The organism is Saccharothrix sp. DSM 118769 (genome assembly GCF_052936295.1).
Map to the genome: position 1 here is coordinate 199165 of NZ_CP193627.1, position 16807 is coordinate 215971.

At 72.8% G+C, this 16807-nt stretch carries 13 protein-coding genes, 2 tRNA genes and 1 other RNA gene; 10 read left to right on the forward strand and 6 right to left on the reverse strand.

Annotation, left to right across the window (positions count from 1 at the left end):
* Window positions 1-13 precede the first annotated feature (13 nt).
* Together ACRAKJ_RS00990 and ACRAKJ_RS00995 are read left to right on the forward strand one after the other, a co-directional pair.
* Window positions 14-98: transfer RNA gene (locus tag ACRAKJ_RS00990), tRNA-Ser, on the forward strand.
* Between the two features lie 843 nt (window positions 99-941).
* Window positions 942-1853: a glycosyltransferase gene (locus tag ACRAKJ_RS00995; protein ID WP_438923758.1), complete on the forward strand. Its 912-nt coding sequence runs from the start codon at window positions 942-944 to the stop codon at window positions 1851-1853.
* 9 nt (window positions 1854-1862) lie between these two features.
* Here ACRAKJ_RS00995 and ACRAKJ_RS01000 read toward each other — a convergent pair whose 3' ends face one another.
* Window positions 1863-2351, reverse strand: a complete 489-nt coding sequence (locus ACRAKJ_RS01000) for an SRPBCC family protein (RefSeq protein ID WP_438923759.1) — start codon at window positions 2349-2351, stop codon at window positions 1863-1865.
* 400 nt (window positions 2352-2751) lie between these two features.
* Between ACRAKJ_RS01000 and ACRAKJ_RS01005 the strand changes: the two genes are divergently transcribed.
* The gene (locus ACRAKJ_RS01005) at window positions 2752-5208 is read left to right on the forward strand and encodes an endonuclease/exonuclease/phosphatase family protein (protein ID WP_447008850.1); all 2457 of its coding nucleotides are present in this window, start codon (window positions 2752-2754) and stop codon (window positions 5206-5208) included.
* 56 nt (window positions 5209-5264) lie between these two features.
* On the opposite strand, the gene ACRAKJ_RS01010 is transcribed toward ACRAKJ_RS01005, so the two are convergent.
* Together ACRAKJ_RS01010 and ACRAKJ_RS01015 are read right to left on the reverse strand one after the other, a co-directional pair.
* The gene (locus ACRAKJ_RS01010) at window positions 5265-5675 is read right to left on the reverse strand and encodes a hypothetical protein (RefSeq protein ID WP_438923761.1); all 411 of its coding nucleotides are present in this window, start codon (window positions 5673-5675) and stop codon (window positions 5265-5267) included.
* Between the two features lie 113 nt (window positions 5676-5788).
* Window positions 5789-5873, reverse strand: a tRNA-Ser gene (locus ACRAKJ_RS01015).
* 144 nt (window positions 5874-6017) lie between these two features.
* Between ACRAKJ_RS01015 and ACRAKJ_RS01020 the strand changes: the two genes are divergently transcribed.
* The gene (locus ACRAKJ_RS01020; protein WP_438923762.1) at window positions 6018-6950 is read left to right on the forward strand and encodes an ABC transporter substrate-binding protein; all 933 of its coding nucleotides are present in this window, start codon (window positions 6018-6020) and stop codon (window positions 6948-6950) included.
* A gap of 6 nt (window positions 6951-6956) precedes the next feature.
* Here ACRAKJ_RS01020 and ACRAKJ_RS01025 read toward each other — a convergent pair whose 3' ends face one another.
* Together ACRAKJ_RS01025 and ACRAKJ_RS01030 are read right to left on the reverse strand one after the other, a co-directional pair.
* Window positions 6957-7232, reverse strand: a complete 276-nt coding sequence (locus tag ACRAKJ_RS01025; RefSeq protein ID WP_438923763.1) for a hypothetical protein — start codon at window positions 7230-7232, stop codon at window positions 6957-6959.
* Window positions 7226-7525 carry a hypothetical protein gene (locus tag ACRAKJ_RS01030; protein WP_438923764.1) on the reverse strand — a complete coding sequence of 100 codons (300 nt, stop codon included), beginning with the start codon at window positions 7523-7525 and terminating at the stop codon, window positions 7226-7228. Before ACRAKJ_RS01030 ends, ACRAKJ_RS01025 begins: the two co-directional genes overlap by 7 nt.
* An 86-nt stretch (window positions 7526-7611) precedes the next feature.
* Here ACRAKJ_RS01030 and ffs point away from each other — a divergent pair.
* From ffs to ACRAKJ_RS01055, 5 genes are all read left to right on the forward strand, one after another.
* Window positions 7612-7706, forward strand: an RNA gene (ffs, locus tag ACRAKJ_RS01035) — signal recognition particle sRNA small type.
* A gap of 31 nt (window positions 7707-7737) precedes the next feature.
* On the forward strand, window positions 7738-9945 hold the full coding sequence (locus ACRAKJ_RS01040; RefSeq protein ID WP_438923765.1) for a DNA polymerase III subunit gamma and tau: 2208 nt from the start codon (window positions 7738-7740) through the stop codon (window positions 9943-9945).
* A gap of 53 nt (window positions 9946-9998) precedes the next feature.
* The gene (locus ACRAKJ_RS01045; protein ID WP_438923766.1) at window positions 9999-10346 is read left to right on the forward strand and encodes a YbaB/EbfC family nucleoid-associated protein; all 348 of its coding nucleotides are present in this window, start codon (window positions 9999-10001) and stop codon (window positions 10344-10346) included.
* On the forward strand, window positions 10346-10939 hold the full coding sequence (gene recR / locus ACRAKJ_RS01050) for a recombination mediator RecR (protein ID WP_306744319.1): 594 nt from the start codon (window positions 10346-10348) through the stop codon (window positions 10937-10939). The genes ACRAKJ_RS01045 and recR overlap by 1 nt, the downstream gene beginning before the upstream one ends.
* Window positions 10936-11418 carry a (d)CMP kinase gene (locus tag ACRAKJ_RS01055; RefSeq protein WP_438923767.1) on the forward strand — a complete coding sequence of 161 codons (483 nt, stop codon included), beginning with the start codon at window positions 10936-10938 and terminating at the stop codon, window positions 11416-11418. Before recR ends, ACRAKJ_RS01055 begins: the two co-directional genes overlap by 4 nt.
* 203 nt (window positions 11419-11621) lie before the next feature.
* On the opposite strand, the gene ACRAKJ_RS01060 is transcribed toward ACRAKJ_RS01055, so the two are convergent.
* Window positions 11622-14867 carry a BTAD domain-containing putative transcriptional regulator gene (locus tag ACRAKJ_RS01060; RefSeq protein ID WP_438923768.1) on the reverse strand — a complete coding sequence of 1082 codons (3246 nt, stop codon included), beginning with the start codon at window positions 14865-14867 and terminating at the stop codon, window positions 11622-11624.
* 232 nt (window positions 14868-15099) lie between these two features.
* Between ACRAKJ_RS01060 and ACRAKJ_RS01065 the strand changes: the two genes are divergently transcribed.
* On the forward strand, window positions 15100-16782 hold the full coding sequence (locus ACRAKJ_RS01065) for an ABC transporter substrate-binding protein (RefSeq protein WP_438923769.1): 1683 nt from the start codon (window positions 15100-15102) through the stop codon (window positions 16780-16782).
* The last annotated feature ends 25 nt before the right edge of the window (window positions 16783-16807 follow it).

Here is a 16807-nt window from a genome sequence, read left to right on the forward strand (position 1 = left end):
TATTGTTCTCGGCGGTGGCGTGTCCGAGCGGCCGAAGGAGCACGCCTCGAAAGCGTGTGAGGTGAAAGCCTCCGTGGGTTCAAATCCCACCGCCACCGCTGCTCAGAGCCCCGGTTGCCGATCACGGCAACCGGGGCTCTGACGTTCGGTGGCGTCTCCCTCGTCACCGTCATCCGGCGGATCGCCGCGTGGATGGGACGGGCGAGGTGCGCCCGAGGCCGTGGGGCGCCGTGCAGAGCGTCCCGAGAGCCCTATGGAGAGGCGAAGCAAGGGCGGGGCACTTGCCCGTGCTGATCAGTTCACTTCACGTCGCGTGTTCACTCCGGTGGATCATTCGATCGGGTGACGACTCGGGTGCAGGTGGTCGCCGGTGGCGTTTCGGATCACGCTGACCGGGGATCAGGCAGCCCAGGTGTGGACCTGCGGCGTCCTCAGGGATGCCCAATGGTGTGGCTACCGCTGTACCTCGTCGAGCTGCGTGAACGAGTTCTGCGACTGGTGCTGGTGGTTCGCGGATCTCGGTGCAGGATCAGTCAGCAGCTTTCGCGCGCCAGCCGGCGAGTCCGCCGTCAACGGCACCACACCCACCCGCACCGGCCACGTCCCGAACCCCGACACGCCCGCGTCCTGCCGAACCCCCGGCACGACGGGGTCGTCCGTCCCCGCGGTTCCGCCCGTCGCCACGCCCACCTCATCCCGATCCGCCGGTTCGACGGACCACCGGGGAACACCACCACGTCCCACCACCGGCGCGCACCGCACAACTACGGCCGGACACCCACCACCCGGCACCACGTGCCCCGGGGTTAGCTTGGGCGCCGTGCACCGCGGTTGCGCCCGTGGTGGCGTTCGCTGACGGCCAGGCGCGTTCACGGGAGACCGATGTACCTCGTTGAGCTGTGTGAACGGGCGTCCCGCCCCCTCCTCCGGAGAGCGGCACGATGACCCTGCCGCCCATCGACCCGGCCCTGGGCCTCGAACTCGTCGCGCGCCGCACCCTGCGCGCGCGGGAAGCGGCGTCCGTGAGCGTCGTGGTCCCCGCGCACGACGAGGCGGCGACGATCGCCGACGTCGTGTCCGAGTCCCTCCGGGGGCTGGCCGCGCTCGGCGTGCCGGGGCAGGTGGTCGTCAGCGCCAGCGGGTGCGCGGACGACACGGCCGAGCTCGCCGCGGCGGCCGGCGCGACGGTGGTGGAGACGGGGCTCGGCAAGGGCGTGGCGGTGCTCGCCGGGGTCGCGGCGGCCGAGGGGGACGTGATCTGCCTGGTGGACGGCGACGTCCGCTACTACGGCGACCCGCCGCTGGTGCCGCTGCTCGTCGCGCCGATCCTGAGCGGGGTGGCCGACGCCACCGTCTCCGACCTGTACTGGCGCCCGCTCTACCCGCAGCTGTGGCTGTGCGGGTTCTTCGCCCCCCTCGCCGGGGTCCTGTTCCCCGAGCTGCTGCCCAAGGTGGGTTCCACGCCGTGGTCCGGGCAGCGCGCCGCGGTGCGCGAGCTGTGGCCCGACACCCTGCCCGACGGCTTCACCTCCGACCTGGCGCTGCTGCTGCACTGGAACGAGGAGGCGGTGCGCCTGCGCCCCGTCCTGGCCGACGACTGGACCAACCCGCAGCGGCCCAAGCCCGACCTGGTGCGGCAGGAGTTCGACCTGCTGGTGGACCACGCGGTCCGGCGGGACCGGGTCGCCGCCGACACCGCCGCGCGGCTGGGCGGGTGGTTCGACTCGGTCCACGGGCTCATGGCGGAGTACGACCCCGGGCGGCACGCCCCGCAGGAGTTCGAGGCCCGCCTGCTGGAGCGCTCGCTCGCGGAGCTGCGCGCCGTGCTGCACCCCGGTCGGGTGATTCCCTGAGCCCGCCGGTCAGGTCACCTCGGGTGATCGGGAACCGTCGGCGTACTCCTCCTCGGCGTACCTCCTGAACCCGTTCAGGTAGCCCTGGAGCCGGGCGCCCACGACCCCCGCCGCCGAGCCGATGGTCTCCAGCGCGCCGCTGGGCCGGTGGTCCAGGTGCAGTTCGAGGCGGGTGCGCCCCTCGTCCAGGGCGGTGAACGTGACCGAGCCGGTGTGGTGCGCCCCGCCGGTGGTCCGCCAGGCGATGCACTCGTCCTGCCGCCGTTCGGTGATCTCCACGTCGAACTCGCGCTGGAACCCGCCGAAGCCGGTCATCCAGTGCAGGTGGTCGGCGTCGACCTGCGTCACGTGCTCCACGCCGGGCATGAACCGGGGGAACAGCTTCGGCTCGGTCCACCGCGCGAACGCGACGGACACCGGGACGGAGACCTCGACCGACTTGTCGTAGCTGGGCACCGCGACCTCCTCCGCCTGGGTGCTGGAGGTCCAACGTCGCACGTCCCGGCGCGTTGCGCTCAACGGGTGCACGGCGATGCGCCCTGTCGGGCGCGCGGCGGGTCCGATCGGGTGCACGGCGGCGCGGTGCGGGCGGTGCGGTGGGATGTGGGGCCGGTGGAACGTGGTGCGGCGGGACGTGGTGCGGCGGGATGTGTGGCGGAGCCGACCGCACAGGGGCGCCGGCCCCCGACCTCGTCAGGTCCCGGCCCGGCGCCCCTGTCGGGTGCGGCGTGCCTGCCGGCGCTGGGAGGGCCACCGGATCGGCACGTCGAGAACCCTACCCTACGGTCGAACACACGTTCGAGTGAAGCGTCAAGGGTTAACCGTTAGTCACGGTGTCTTCCGTCGTTCACCCGATCCGGGGAGGATGCGCGAACCCGCCAACTTCCCGGAGGAAGCCTTGAGACCCACTCCGCTGCGCCTCGGACTGGCGGCGACCGCCGCCTCCGCCGTGACGCTCGCCCTCGTCGCGCCGGCCGTCGCCGCACCGAGCCCGGACGCCCTCATCGCCGAGGTCTACGGCGGCGGCGGCAACTCCGGGGCGACGCTGACGCAGGACTTCGTCGAGCTGGCCAACCGCGGTGCGAGCGCGGTCGCGGTGGACGGCTGGAGCGTCCAGTACCTGCCGGCGAGCGCGAGCGCCGCGAGCACGTGGCAGGTCACGCCGCTGACCGGGTCGATCGCGGCCGGCGGCCGGTTCCTCGTGGCCGAGTCCAAGGGCTCCGGCGGCACGGTCGAGCTGCCCGCCCCGGACGCCACCGGCACGATCGCGATGAGCGGCACCGGGGGCACCATCGCCCTCGTCGCCGGCACGACCGCGCTCACCTGCAAGACCGCCGCCGACTGCGCCGCCGACGCCCGCGTCCGCGACCTGGTCGGCTACGGCACGGCCGCCGTGGTCCGCGAGGGCACGCCGACCGGCAACCTGGGCAGCACGACGTCCGCCGCCCGCCCGGCGCTGACCGACACCGACGACAACGCCACCGACTTCGCCGTGGGCGCGCCGACGCCGGTCAACGCCGCGGGCCAGGGCCCCGGCGGCACCGAGCCGGACCCCGACCCCGAGCCGGGGCCCGGCGACAAGCGCATCCGCGACGTCCAGGGCACGACCCGCATCTCGCCGCTGGTCGGCCAGAAGGTGACCGGCGTCCCCGGCGTCGTCACGGCCACCCGCGCCACCGGCGACCGCGGCTTCTGGGTGCAGGACACCGCCCCGGACGCCGACCCGCGCACCAGCGAGGGCGTGTTCGTCTACACCGCGGGCCTGGTCCCGACCGTGGAACCGGGCGACGACGTCCTGGTCTCCGGCACGGTCGCCGAGTACCGACCGGCCGGCGACGCGGCGAGCAACAGCAACCAGACGCTCACCGAGATCACGTCCGCCACGGTCACCGTGCGGTCCAGGGGCAACGCCCTGCCGGCCCCCGAGGTGCTCAAGCCCCCGGCCGGCTACCTGCCCACCGCGGGCGGCGGCAGCGTCGAGGCGCTCCCGCTCGACCCCGCGACCTACGGCCAGGACTACTTCGAGTCCCGCGAGGGCATGTACGTCCAGGTGGACGACGCCCGCGTGGTCGGCCCCACGAACAGCTTCGGTGAGACGTGGATCACCACCCTGCCGGACCAGAACCCGACCGCGCGCGGCGGCACGATCTACCTCGGCTACGACCAGCCCAACAGCGGCCGGATCAAGGTCAAGCCCGGTGCGGCGGCCCCGACCACCAGCAACGTCGGCGACGTGTGGCGCGGCGCGACCGTCGGCAACGTCGAGTACACCAACTTCGGCGGCTACACCCTGGCCGCCAAGTCGGTCGGCGAGCACGTCCCCGGCGGCACCCAGCCGGAGAAGACCGACGCGCAGCGCGGCTACGAGATGACCGTGGCCACCTACAACGTGGAGAACCTGGCCGCCACCAACGACCAGGCGAAGTTCGACCGCCTGGCCGCCGCCGTGGTGCACAACCTGGCGAGCCCGGACGTCGTGGTGCTGGAGGAGATCCAGGACAACAACGGCGCGGTCGACGACGGCACGGTGGCCGCGGACCTGACGTTCACGAAGTTCACCGACGCCATCGCCGCCGCGGGCGGTCCGCGCTACCGGTGGCGCCAGGTCGACCCCGCGAACAAGCAGGACGGCGGCGAGCCGGGCGGCAACATCCGGGTCGCGTTCCTGTTCAACCCGGCCCGGGTGTCCTTCGTGGACCGGCCGGGCGGCGACGCGACGACCCCGGTGTCGGTCGTGAAGCAGCAGGGCCGCGCCGCGCTGTCGGTGTCGCCGGGCCGCGTCGCCCCCGCCGACCCGGCGTGGAACAGCAGCCGCAAGCCGCTGGCCGGCGAGTTCAAGTTCCGCGGCCGCACCGTGTTCGTGGTCGCGAACCACTTCAACTCCAAGGGCGGCGACCAGGCCATGCACGGCCGCTACCAGGAGCCGGTGCGCGGCTCCGAGGTGCAGCGGGCCCAGCAGGCCGCGCTGCTCAAGGGCTTCGTGGACCAGGTGAAGGCGGTCGACAAGGGCGCCAACGTCGTCCTCGCGGGTGACATCAACGACTACCAGTTCTCGCCCGCGGTGAAGACCCTCACCGCCGGCGGCCAGGTCGTCGCCCTGATGGACACCCTCCCGGCGGCCGAGCGGTACAGCTACGTGTTCGAGGGCAACTCGCAGACCCTCGACCACATCCTGATCAGCTCGAACATCACCCGGTACCGCTACGACGTGGTGCACATCAACGCCGAGTTCGCCGACCAGGCGAGCGACCACGACCCGCAGGTCGTCAAGCTGCGCCCGAGCACCGGCAACGCGAACGTCGACAAGGTCGTCTTCCTGCTGGAGGACGTCCTGGAGTGCCTGCCCCGCCCGTAGGCGACCGACGTGACGAGGCCCCCCGGACACGCCGTCCGGGGGGCCTCGTCATCGGGTCAGGCGGCCTGCGGGCGGGGCAGGTTGTGGTCGCGGCACGCCGCGTGGCCGGGGAGGCCGGCGTACGCGTCGCCCTGGAAGTAGACGGCGCTCGCCCACTTCTGGCCGCCGTCCTGGAGGCTGACCAGCAGCCAGACGTCGTTCGTGATGCCGGCGTCGGTGACGGGCTCCCCCTGGTACCAGCAGTAGGCGATGGTGGTGGTCCAGGCGGGGATGGTGCCCAGGTACGCGCACGCCGACGACGGGCACGACCTCTGGTTGACGTAGTGCCACGTGGTGACGCCGTAGGGCGCGTTCGGGTCCCACCCGTCCGCGGGCGCGGCGCTCGCGGTGGCGTTCCCGGTTGCGCTCCCGGCGAGCACGCCCGCGGCGGCCAGCGCGACGGCGGCGATCGTCTTGGCGATCCTCATGCGGTTCCTCCCAGTGATCGAGTGCGATCACTGGGTACACGCACGGGAAGTCCGCGGGGTTGCTCCGGAACGACAGGACCCCGGTCACCTGACGGTGCCGGGGTCCTGTGCGGCGGAGGATACGGGATTTGAACCCGTGAGGGGGTTAACCCAACACGATTTCCAGTCGTGCGCACTAGGCCACTATGCGAATCCTCCGCCGCCGAGTCTAACGGAGCCCACCGGCGGTCCCCAAAACGGGTGGTCGCCGGGCTGCCCGACCGCCCCGCGCCGCTGTGACGCGGGCCCGCGCGTGCATCCGTGGGCGATGTGTTCGGTTAGGCTCACCTAAGGAGGTGCAAGGTGAAGCGTGGTTTCGTGGTCGTACTGTCCGCACTGCTGCTGGCCGCCTGCGGCGGCGGTGGTGAACCGGAGGGCGGGCAGAACGCCGAGCGGGGAACGGCGGTGACCGTCGACACCCGGTTCGGTCCCGTGACGATCGACGAGCCGCCGACGCGCGTCGTGGCGCTGGGCTGGTCCGACGCGGAGGCCGCGCTCGCCCTCGGCGTGCGGCCGGTCGGCGCGAGCGACTGGCTGGCGTTCGGCGGGAACGGCGTCGGGCCGTGGGCGGACGGGTTGTACGAGGAGGCGCCGAAGCTGCTCGGCACCACCGAGATCGACTACGAGGCGGTGGCCGCGCTCCAGCCCGACCTCATCCTCAACACCCGGTCGGACAACGACGAGAAGAAGCACGAGACGCTGTCCAGGATCGCGCCCACCATCGGCGCGCCCAAGGACGTGATCCCGTACGGCACGACCTGGAAGCAGCAGGTCGAGCTGGTCGCCAAGGCGCTCGGCAAGGTGCCCGAGGGGGAGAAGGTCGTCAAGGACCTGGAGGCGAAGTTCGCCGACAGCAGGAAGTTCGACGGCAGGTCCACCGTGGTCGGCGCGTTCTTCGACGGCAAGTTCGGCGCGTACGTCTCCGGCGACTCGCGCACCGACTTCATGAAGGCCATCGGCTTCACGCCGCGCGCCGACGTCGAGGCGCTGGCGGCCGGCACGTTCTACGTGGACATCTCGGCCGAGCGGCTCGACCTGCTCAACGCCGACCTGCCCGTGCTGTTCCCCATCGGCGGCGACGCGAGCGCGCTCAAGGCCAACCCGCTGGTTCCGGCGAACGCCCTGGTCCTGGAGGACGAGGACCTGGTCAACGCCTTCTCCAGCGGGTCGTCCCTGGGCACGGCCTACGCGCTCGACAAGGCCGTGCCGCTGTTCGCGCGGGAGCTGGGCCTCTGAGGGGTCTCAGCAGAACCAGCCGTCGACGACCCAGCCGTGGGCGTTGATGTGCCCGTAGGCGAAGCCGTAGACGTAGTTCCCGGTCTTCGGTCCTTTCACGAGGAACGTCTGTCCCTTGTAGAGCGTGCCCATCCACGGGCCGTCGTTCGGCGCGGTGCGCACGTAGAGGTCCTGCGCGCACACGGTCTCGCGCTCGCCGACGGTGCCGTTGGCCGCTCGGGCGGGGGTGGCGGTCGCGACCAGCGCGACCGCCACCGCCAGCACGGCCGCTGTCCTCACCACGAGTCGTAACCCCCGATGCACTCGATCCGGAGATAACCCCAGTCGTTCGGGCCGAAGTCCATGCTCGCCGCCCACCCGTTGTAGACGGGGTGCGCGCCGGGCGTGTGGCCGATCTTGTTGCCGCGGGTCAGGGTCCGCTTGAAGCCGACGGGCCCGGACGAGTGGTCGTAGTTGCCGTAGAAGCTGGCCGTGTCGCAGACGACGACCGCGTGCCGGGGTGGGACGGGGTCGGCCGCCGCGGTGCCCGCGCCGAGGAGCAGGGCCGCGCCGGCGAGGACCAGAGCTGTCTTCATGTTCCTCCTTCACCGAGTGCAGAAGGTTCCGGTGAGGAGTTTGCCGGGCAGGGCGACGGGGCGTCCAGGGGACCGGCTACACTGACTGCGGACCTCGTGCGGCACACATCTCGCGAACCTCCCCAGGGCCGGAAGGCAGCAAGGATAAGCGGGCTCTGGTGGGTGCACGGGGTCCCCTTCTTTTGTCGGACCCTCCCGGTAAGGTCCCCGGCGTGGCGCTCGCCCTCTACCGCAAGTACCGACCGGCCACCTTCGGCGAGGTGGTCGGGCAGGAGCACGTCACCGACCCGCTGCGCATCGCGCTCCGTGCCGGGCGGGTCAACCACGCGTACCTGTTCTCCGGGCCGCGCGGCTGCGGCAAGACGTCCAGCGCCCGCATCCTCGCCCGCTCGCTGAACTGCGTGAACGGCCCCACGCCCGACCCGTGCGGCGAGTGCAACTCGTGCGTCGGCCTCGCGCCCAACGGCCCCGGCAGCGTCGACGTGGTGGAGCTGGACGCGGCCAGCCACGGCGGTGTCGACGACGCCCGCGAGCTGCGCGACAAGGCGTTCTACGCACCCGCCGAGTCCCGCTACCGGGTGTTCATCATCGACGAGGCGCACATGGTCACCACGCAGGGCTTCAACGCCCTGCTGAAGATCGTGGAGGAACCGCCCGAGCACCTGATCTTCATCTTCGCCACCACCGAGCCGGACAAGGTGCTGCCCACCATCCGCTCGCGCACGCACCACTACCCGTTCCGGTTGATCCCGCCGGGCGCGATGCGGGCCCTGCTGGAGCGCAACTGCGCGGACGAGGGCGTGACCGTCGACCCGTCGGTGTTCCCGCTGGTCATCCGCGCGGGCGGCGGGTCGGCGCGCGACACGCAGTCGGTGATGGACCAGCTGCTGTCCGGCGCGGGCCCGGAGGGCGTGCGCTACGACCGGGCCATCGCGCTGCTCGGCGTGACGGACGTGGCGCTGATCGACGAGTTCGTCGACGGCCTCGCCACCGGTGACGGCTCGGCCGTGTTCGGCACGATCGACCGGCTGGTCGACGCCGGGCACGACCCGCGCCGGTTCGCCTCCGACCTGCTCGACCGCCTGCGCGACCTCGTGCTGCTGCACGCCGTGCCGGACGCGGCGACGCGCAACCTGGTCACCGCGCCGGACGACGAGGTCGCGAAGATGCTCGCCCAGCGCGACGCGACCCGCCCGGCGACCGTGACGAGGTGGGCGGAGGTCCTGCACGCCGGCCTCACCGACATGCGCGGTTCGACCGCGCCCCGGCTGGTCCTCGAACTCGTGGCCGCGCGGATGCTGCTGCCCTCGGTCGGCGACGCCGAGTCGGGCCTGCTGCAGCGCCTGGAGCAGCTGGAGCGCCACGGCCCGCCCGCCGGCGGTGGCGCGGCCGGCGGCGCGACCAACGGTCAGCCGGTCGAGCCCCGCTTCCAGCGCCCGTCGCAACGCGCCGCGGACCCGACCCCACCCGCCCCGGCCGCCCAGCCCCCCGCCGCCCCGGCGCCCGCGGCTCAGGTACCGGCCGCCCAGGCTTCCGCAGCCCGGGCCCCCGCAGCCCCGGCCCCCGCCGTGCAAGCCCCCGTAGCCCAGGCTCCCGCCGTTCAGGGCTCCGCGGTCCCGGCAGGTCCGACGGGCACGGCGGGCCCACCCGCCCCGGCAGGCCCGCCGCCCCCGCCGCCCGTGCTGCGGTCCGCGGCGATGCAGCAGGCCCCGGCGCGTCCCGACCCCGCACCCACCCGGCCGGTCGAGGTGCCGCCCCCGCCCGCCGACCCGGCCCCGGAGGTGGCGGCTCCCGCCGCCCAGCCCGCCGGCGGCACGGGCCCGTCCGTCGGCACGGGCGCGTCCGGCGGCGTCGACGCGGCCGAGGTGCGCCGGCGCTGGTCCGAACTCCTGGGCGTGGTCCGCAACGCCAGCCGCAGCACCGAGGCGATGCTGACCAACGCCACGGTCGCCGAGGTCGACGGCACCACGATCACCCTGGCGCACACCTCCGCGCCGCTGGCCCGCCGGCTCGCCGAACCGCGCAACGCCGACGCCATCGCCACCGCGTTCGCCGAGGTCCTGGGCGGCACGTGGCAGGTGAAGTGCGTCCACGGCGACGCCCCGGCCGCGACCGCGCCCACCCGGCAGGCCCCGCCGAAGCCGCAGCGGCCCGCGCCGACCAGGCCCAGCCAGGCCCAGGCGCAGCGCGCCCCCGAGCAGCCGACCCGGCAGGCGCCACGCCCGCCGGTGGACGACGTGCCGCCGCCCCCGGAGCCGCCCGAACCCGACGACCCCCTCCCGCCGGAGCCGGTCGACGAGGAGGAGATGCTCGCCGAGGCGGCCCTGCCGTCCGAGGACCTGGGCGAGCGGCCCGACCCCGAGGCCATCGTGCTCAAGCTCCTCGCCGACGAGCTGGGTGCTCGCCCGTTGAAGGGCTGATCGACGCGACTACGCTGGTGAACGGCGGCAAACCCCGAAGAGAGGAACCCGCGGTGCAACCCGGTGGGCCCAACATGCAGCAGATCCTCCAGCAGGCGCAGAAGATGCAGCAGCAGCTCGCTGCCGCGCAGCAGGAGCTGGCCGAGGCCGAGGTCACCGGCACCGCCGGTGGCGGCCTCGTCACCGCCGTGGTGACCGGTGGCGGCGAGCTCAAGAGCCTGAACATCGACCCGAAGGCCGTCGACCCGGAGGACGTCGAGACGCTGTCCGACCTCGTCGTCGCCGCCGTGCGCGACGCGAACCGCGCCGCCCAGGAGCTGGCCGCCCAGAAGATGGGCCCGCTGGCCAGCGGCATGGGCGGGATGGACGACCTGGGCGGTCTCGGGAAGCTGTTCGGCTGATGTACGAGGGGCCGGTCCAGGACCTGATCGACGAGCTCGGCCGGTTGCCGGGCGTCGGTCCGAAGAGCGCGCAGCGCATCGCCTTCCACCTCCTCGCCGCGGAGCCCGCCGACATCGGCCGGCTCCAGGACGCGTTGCAGAAGGTCAAGGACGGCGTGGTGTTCTGCGACGTGTGCGGCAACGTCTCGGCCGAGACGACGTGCCGCATCTGCCGCGACCCGCGCCGCGACCTGACGCTGATCTGCGTGGTCGAGGAGCCGAAGGACGTGCTCGCGGTGGAGCGGACCCGTGAGTTCAAGGGCCGCTACCACGTCCTGGGCGGCGCGCTCGACCCGCTGTCGGGCGTCGGGCCGGACCAGCTGCGCATCCGGCAGCTGCTCACCCGCATCGGCACGGACGTCAACGAGATCATCATCGCCACCGACCCGAACACCGAGGGCGAGGCGACGGCGACGTACCTGGTGCGGATGCTGCGCGACTTCCCGGGGCTGACCGTCACGCGGCTGGCCTCCGGCCTGCCGATGGGCGGCGACCTGGAGTTCGCCGACGAGCTGACCCTCGGCCGGGCGCTGTCCGGCCGGCGCAGCATGTGAGGTTGATCGCGGTCGACGGGCCGTCGGGCTCGGGCAAGTCGACGGTCGCCCGCGACCTGGCGGCCGACCTCGGCGCGCACGTCGTGCCGACGGACCACTTCGCGACCTGGGCCGACCCGGTCGCCTGGTGGCCGCGCCTGCTGCACGGCGTCCTCGAACCCCTGTGGCGGGGCGAGGAGGGCCGCTACCAGCGCATGGACTGGTCGGCCGGCTGGCCCCGCCTCGGCGAGTGGGTCACCGTTCCCCGTACCCCCGTCCTCGTCCTGGAGGGCGTCTCGGCCGCCCGCCGCCGGATCGCCGCCCGCCTGGACGAGGCGATCTGGGTGGAGCACCCGGACCCGGCGACCCGCCTGGCCCGGGCCGTGGCCCGCGACGGCGAAGCGAGCCGCCGCCACCTGGAGCGCTGGCAGTCCTTCGAACGCGGCTGGTTCGCCGTGGACGACACCCCCTCCCGAGCCACCAAAACCATCCACACCTGACCCACCGCGAGTCATGCGCTCACGACCCGCGAGTCATGCCTTGACGACCCGCGAGTCATGCGCTCATGACCCTCGTGTCATGCGTTCGGCGCGGTTACCCGAGCCTGCCGGTGAGCACGAGCGCATGACACGAGGGCTCTGAGCGCATGACTCGCGGGTCGCGAGCGTTGGACTCGCGGGTCGTGAGCGCATGACTCGCGGGGTCAGGGGAGGGTGGCGGCTTCGGGGGAGCCGATCGCGGTGTACCAGTCGCGGGCCGCCTGCCAGTGGGGGCGGGCGGACGCCAGGTCGCCGGTGGCGGCCAGGGCATCGCCGGCCAGGTGGGCGGCGCGGGCGTGGACGAAGCGCTGGCCCGTGGCACGGCTCAGCTCCAGGCAGCGCAGCGCCAGGTCCAGGGCCCCGGGCACGTCGCCCTGGTCGAGCCGGACCCGGCCGAGGACGGCGAGGGCGTCCACCTCGGCCACGCGCAGCCGGTAGCGGACGGCGCTGTCCAGGGCCTGCCCGGCCGAGTAGCGGGCCTCGTCGAGCCGCCCGGCCGCGCGGTGGACGAGGGCCAGGTTGCGCCGGGCAGCGCTGGTGCCCAGCGGGTACCCGGTCTCCTCGGCCGTCCGCAGCGCCTCGGTCGTGCGGTCCACGGCCTCCTCCAGCCGCCCCAGGCCGCACAGCGCCTCGCCCAGGGCGTTCTTCGCGTCGCACAGGCCCTTGAGCAGGCCCATCTCCTCGGCGATGGCGACGGCCTCCTCGGCCTCCCGCGCCGCCTCGGTGAACCGGCCCCGCATCACGTAGGTCAGCGCCAGCCCCTCGTGCGAGAAGTGCGCGAACCGCCGCGCGCCGGCCCGCTCGTACAGCTCCCCGCACCGCTCGTACAGCTCCGCGGCGCGCTCCGGCTGCCCCAGGAACAGGTGCGCCTCGGCCAGCGCCCGGTGGCTGTCGGCCTGCGTCATCCACGCCCCGAGCCGGTTGCCGACGTCCAGCGCCCCCTCGAACGACGACACGGCCCGGTCGAGCTGCCCGAGGTGCATGTAGACGCCGCCGAGGTTCAGCTGCGCGATGCCCTCCTGCTGGAGCGCCCCGATGGACCGGGTGATCACCAGCGCCCGCTCCAGGTGGTCGGCGGCCTGCTCCAGCTCGGCGACCTCGATGTAGACCGCGCCGAGGTTCGCCAGCACGGCCGCCTCCACGGCCGGTGACGCGCCGGTGCGCTGCTGGATCGGGATGGCGCGGCGGAAGTAGTCGACGGCCACCCGGTGCTGCCCGATCACCCAGTACAGGGTGCCGAGCGAGGACAGCATCGCCACCTCGCCGACCGCGTCCTGGGTGGCCTGCGCGACGGACAGCCCGGCCTTGGCCGTCGCCAGCCACTCCGCGGGCAACCCGATCGTGTAGAAGTACCGCCGCAACGCGTCGGCGAGCTGCCACACGTCCCGGTCGGGCTGCCGGTCGGCCGCGTGCACGACCAGCGCCACGAGGTTGGCGCGTTCGGCGTCGAGCCAGGTCAGCGCCTCGCCCGAGGTGGTGAACAGGCGCGGCGTCACGCCCGCCACGACGTCGGTGCGCGGCAGCCGCAGCAGCGTCGACTTGAACGCGTCGGTCGCGTTGTCCACCGAACGGATGGACCAGTCCAGCAGCCGGCGGGTGGCCTGCGCGCTCTCCGCCGGGTCGTCCTCGAACGCGAGCCGCTCGGCCGCGTAGTCCCGCAGCAGGTCGTGGAACTGGTAGCGGCCCGGCGCGTGGTTGTCCACGAGGTTGGCCGTGGCCAGCCGGTCGAGCCGCCGCCGCGCGTCCTGCGCGGTGAGCCCGCCCAACGCCGCCGCCACGTCCGGCGTGATGTCGCCGGGCGCGAGGCTGAGCAGCCGGAACAGCGAGGCCAGCTCCGGCTTGAGCGCCGTGTACGACAGGTCGAACGCCGCGTGCACGGCCGCCCGCTCGTCGCCCTCCACGGCCAGCGCGGCCAGCCGGTTGCCCGCCCGCAGCTCCTCGACGTACGAGGCGATGGTGGTCTCCGGCCGCGACAGCAGGTTGGCCGCCGCGATCCGCAGCGCCAGCGGCAGGTGCGCGCACAGCTCGGCCAGCTCGTCGGCCGCCCCCGCCTGCGCCGCGACCACCTCCTCGCCGAGCATCCCGGCCAGCAGCGCCCGCGTCTCGGCCCGGTCCAGCACGTCGAGCCGCACGTTGGACGCCGCGTGGCTCACCGCGAGGCCGCGCAGGGTGTCGCGGCTGGTCACGAGCACCGCGCACCCCGGCGAGCCCGGCAGCAGGGGCCGGATCTGCTCGGCGTTGGCCGCGTTGTCCAGCACCAGCAGCACCTGCTGGTCGGTCAGCCGCGACCGGAACATCGCCTCCTGCTCGTCCTGGTCCAGCGGCACCGACTCGGGCGGCACGCCCTGCGCCCGCAGGAACCGCGGCAGCACGTCGACGGCGCTCAGCGGCTGGCCCTGGGCGTACCCGCGCAGGTTCACGTACAGCTGCCCGTCGGGGAAGAAGTGGCGCATCTTGTGCGCGGCGTGCACGGCCAGCGCCGTCTTGCCCACCCCGGGCGGCCCGGCGAGCGTCACCACGGGCACGCCCTGCGCGGTCCTCAGCAGCGCCTCGATCAGCTGCACGGCCTGCCCGCGGCCGACGAAGTCGCCGATGTCGGCGGGCAGCTGCGAGGGCACGACCCGGTCGCGGGCCGCGGTGGCCGCCGCCGGGCGCGGTTCGAGCGCGGGCGAGCCGCTCAGCACCTGCTGGTGCACGCGCCGCAGCTCGTCGCCCGGGTCGATGCCCAGCTGCTCGGCCAGCAGCCCGCTGACCCGGCGGTACGCGCCGAGCGCGTCGGCCTGCCGCCCCGACCGGTACAGGGCCACCATCAGCTGCGCCCACAGCCGCTCGCGCAGCGGGTGCTCGCTGGTCAGCCGGGACAGCTCGGGCACCAGCTCGGCGTGCCGGCCCAGCTCCAGGTCCACCTCGACGCGGCGCTCCTCGACGTGCAGCCGCCGCTCGCCCAGGCGCGGCACCTCGTCGCGGTGCAGCACCTCGGACGGCACGTCGACCAGCGCCGGTCCCCGCCACAGCGCCAGCGCCGCGGTGAAGATCGCCGACGCCGCCTCCAGCCCGCCCGCGGCCCGTTCCCGCTCGCCCTCCTCGACCAGCTGCTCGAACCGCATGACGTCGATCGTGCGTTCGTCGACGTCGATCAGGTACCCGTCCGGGACGGTGCGGATCGGCACGGCGGGTCCCAGCACCTGCCGCAGCCGCATCACGTAGGTCTGGAGGGTGCCGCGCGCCCGGGCGGGTGGTTCGGCGCCCCAGATGTGCTCCGCCAGCTCGTCGACCGAGACACCGGCGCCGGCGCGCATCAGCAGCGAGACCAGCAGGGACCGCTGCCGCCCCGCCCGCACCACCACCTGCTCGCCGTCGACGAGCACCCGGAGCGGCCCGAGGAGGCGGAACTCGACCACTGGGCTCACCGGCGACCTCCCGTCCACGCGCGCGCGGGTTTCCCCGTTGTCCGTTGTACAGCGTAGGAGAGCGTTTGCCCGATCATCCGTCGTCACGTTGGGTCAGCGGGTGTCGACCGCTCGTACGAGAATGCTCATTCACGTGGCCGGATCGTGACCTGCGACGACGTGGAAGGTTGCGGGGACCGGTTAGGGTCCGTGACCACACCGTGAGATCCCGGAATTTCCCTAGGGGTGTTTGATGGTTCATTCCCGAACGGCTCGGCGCCGTTGGACGGCCGCGATCGGCCTGACCGGCGTAGCCGCGCTCGCACTGTCCGCCTGCGCTCAATCCGAGCGGGACGGCGACTCCGGGGCGGGGCAGGTCGGCGGCACGCTCACCTTCGGCGCAGCAGGTGCCCCGAAGTTGTTCGACCCGTTCTACGCCACGGACGGCGAGACGTTCCGCGTCTCCCGCCAGATGTACGAGGGTCTCGTCGGCTTCAAGCCCGGCACGGCCGAGGTCGAGCCGGCCCTGGCGACCAAGTGGGAGTCGTCGACCGACGGCAGGACGTGGACGTTCACACTGAAGGAAGGTGTGAAGTTCCACGACGACACGGACTTCAACGCCGAAGCGGTGTGCTACAACTTCGACCGCTGGTACAACCAGAAGGGCGCCGGCCAGTCCGACGCCGTTTCGCAGTACTGGCTGGACAACTTCGGCGGCTTCGCGGACACCCCCGACAAGCCGTCGCTCTACAAGTCCTGCGCGGCCAAGGACGCGAAGACCGCGGTCATCGAACTGAACGAGGCCACCTCGCAGTTCCCGTCGGTCCTGGGCTTCACGTCGTTCTCGATCTCCAGCCCCGCGGCGCTCAAGCAGTACGACGCGGACAACGTCGTCGCGGCCGGTGACAGCTTCACCTACCCGGCTTACGCGAACGAGCACCCGACCGGGACCGGCCCGTTCAAGTTCTCCAAGTTCGACAAGGCGAACAACGTCGTCGAACTGGTGCGCAACGACGGCTACCACGGTGGGAAGCCGAAGCTCGACAAGGTCGTCTTCCGCATCATCCCGGACGAGACGGCGCGCAAGCAGGCGCTGGAGGCCGGCGACATCGACGGCTACGACCTGCCGAACGCGGCGGACTGGCCGGGCCTGAAGGAGAAGGGCTTCAACGTCGCGGTGCGCCCGGCGTTCAACGTCCTCTACCTGGGCATCAACCAGAAGAACAACCCGAAGCTCCAGGACCTCAAGGTCCGCCAGGCGCTCATGTACGCGATCAACCGCGAGCAGCTCGTCAAGTCGCAGCTGCCCGAGGGCGCGTCCGTCGCCACGCAGTTCATGCCGAACACGGTCGAGGGCTACAACAGCTCGATCACCGAGGTCAAGTACGACCCGGAGAAGGCCAAGTCGCTGCTCGCCGAGGCCGGCGCGTCCGACCTGACGCTGAACTTCTACTGGCCGACCGAGGTCACCCGGCCGTACATGCCGAGCCCGAAGGACCTGCAGGCCGCCATCGCCGGTGACCTGGAGAAGGCCGGCATCAAGCTGAACGTCACCTCGAAGCCGTGGAACGGCGGTTACCTGACCGACGTCGACCAGGGCATCCCGGACCTGTTCATGCTGGGCTGGACCGGTGACAACGGCACCCCGCAGAACTGGATCGGCACGTTCTTCGGCCGCACCGACAACCGCTTCAACACCGGCGCGTCCGCCTGGGGCCAGACCCTCGCCGACGAGCTGGCCGCGGCCAACTCGGAGCCCGACGAGGGCAAGCGCAAGGGCATGTACGAGGACCTGAACAAGAAGATCATGGAGGAGTACCTCCCGGCCGTCCCGGTGTCCCACTCGCCGCCGGCCCTGGTGCTGAAGTCGGACATCAAGGGCCTCGTGCCCAGTCCGCTGACCGACGAGAGGTTCGGCCCGGCCAGCAAGGGCTGAGTCCGCTCAACTCCAGATAGAGACG

Coding starts and splice junctions, on each gene's coding strand:
- recR (WP_306744319.1), top strand. CDS start 10,346: ATGTACGAGGGGCCGGTCCAGGACCTGATCGACGAGCTCGGCCGGTTG.
- ACRAKJ_RS01030 (WP_438923764.1), bottom strand. CDS start 7,525: ATGAAGACAGCTCTGGTCCTCGCCGGCGCGGCCCTGCTCCTCGGCGCG.
- ACRAKJ_RS01010 (WP_438923761.1), bottom strand. CDS start 5,675: ATGAGGATCGCCAAGACGATCGCCGCCGTCGCGCTGGCCGCCGCGGGC.
- ACRAKJ_RS00995 (WP_438923758.1), top strand. CDS start 942: ATGACCCTGCCGCCCATCGACCCGGCCCTGGGCCTCGAACTCGTCGCG.
- ACRAKJ_RS01065 (WP_438923769.1), top strand. CDS start 15,100: ATGGTTCATTCCCGAACGGCTCGGCGCCGTTGGACGGCCGCGATCGGC.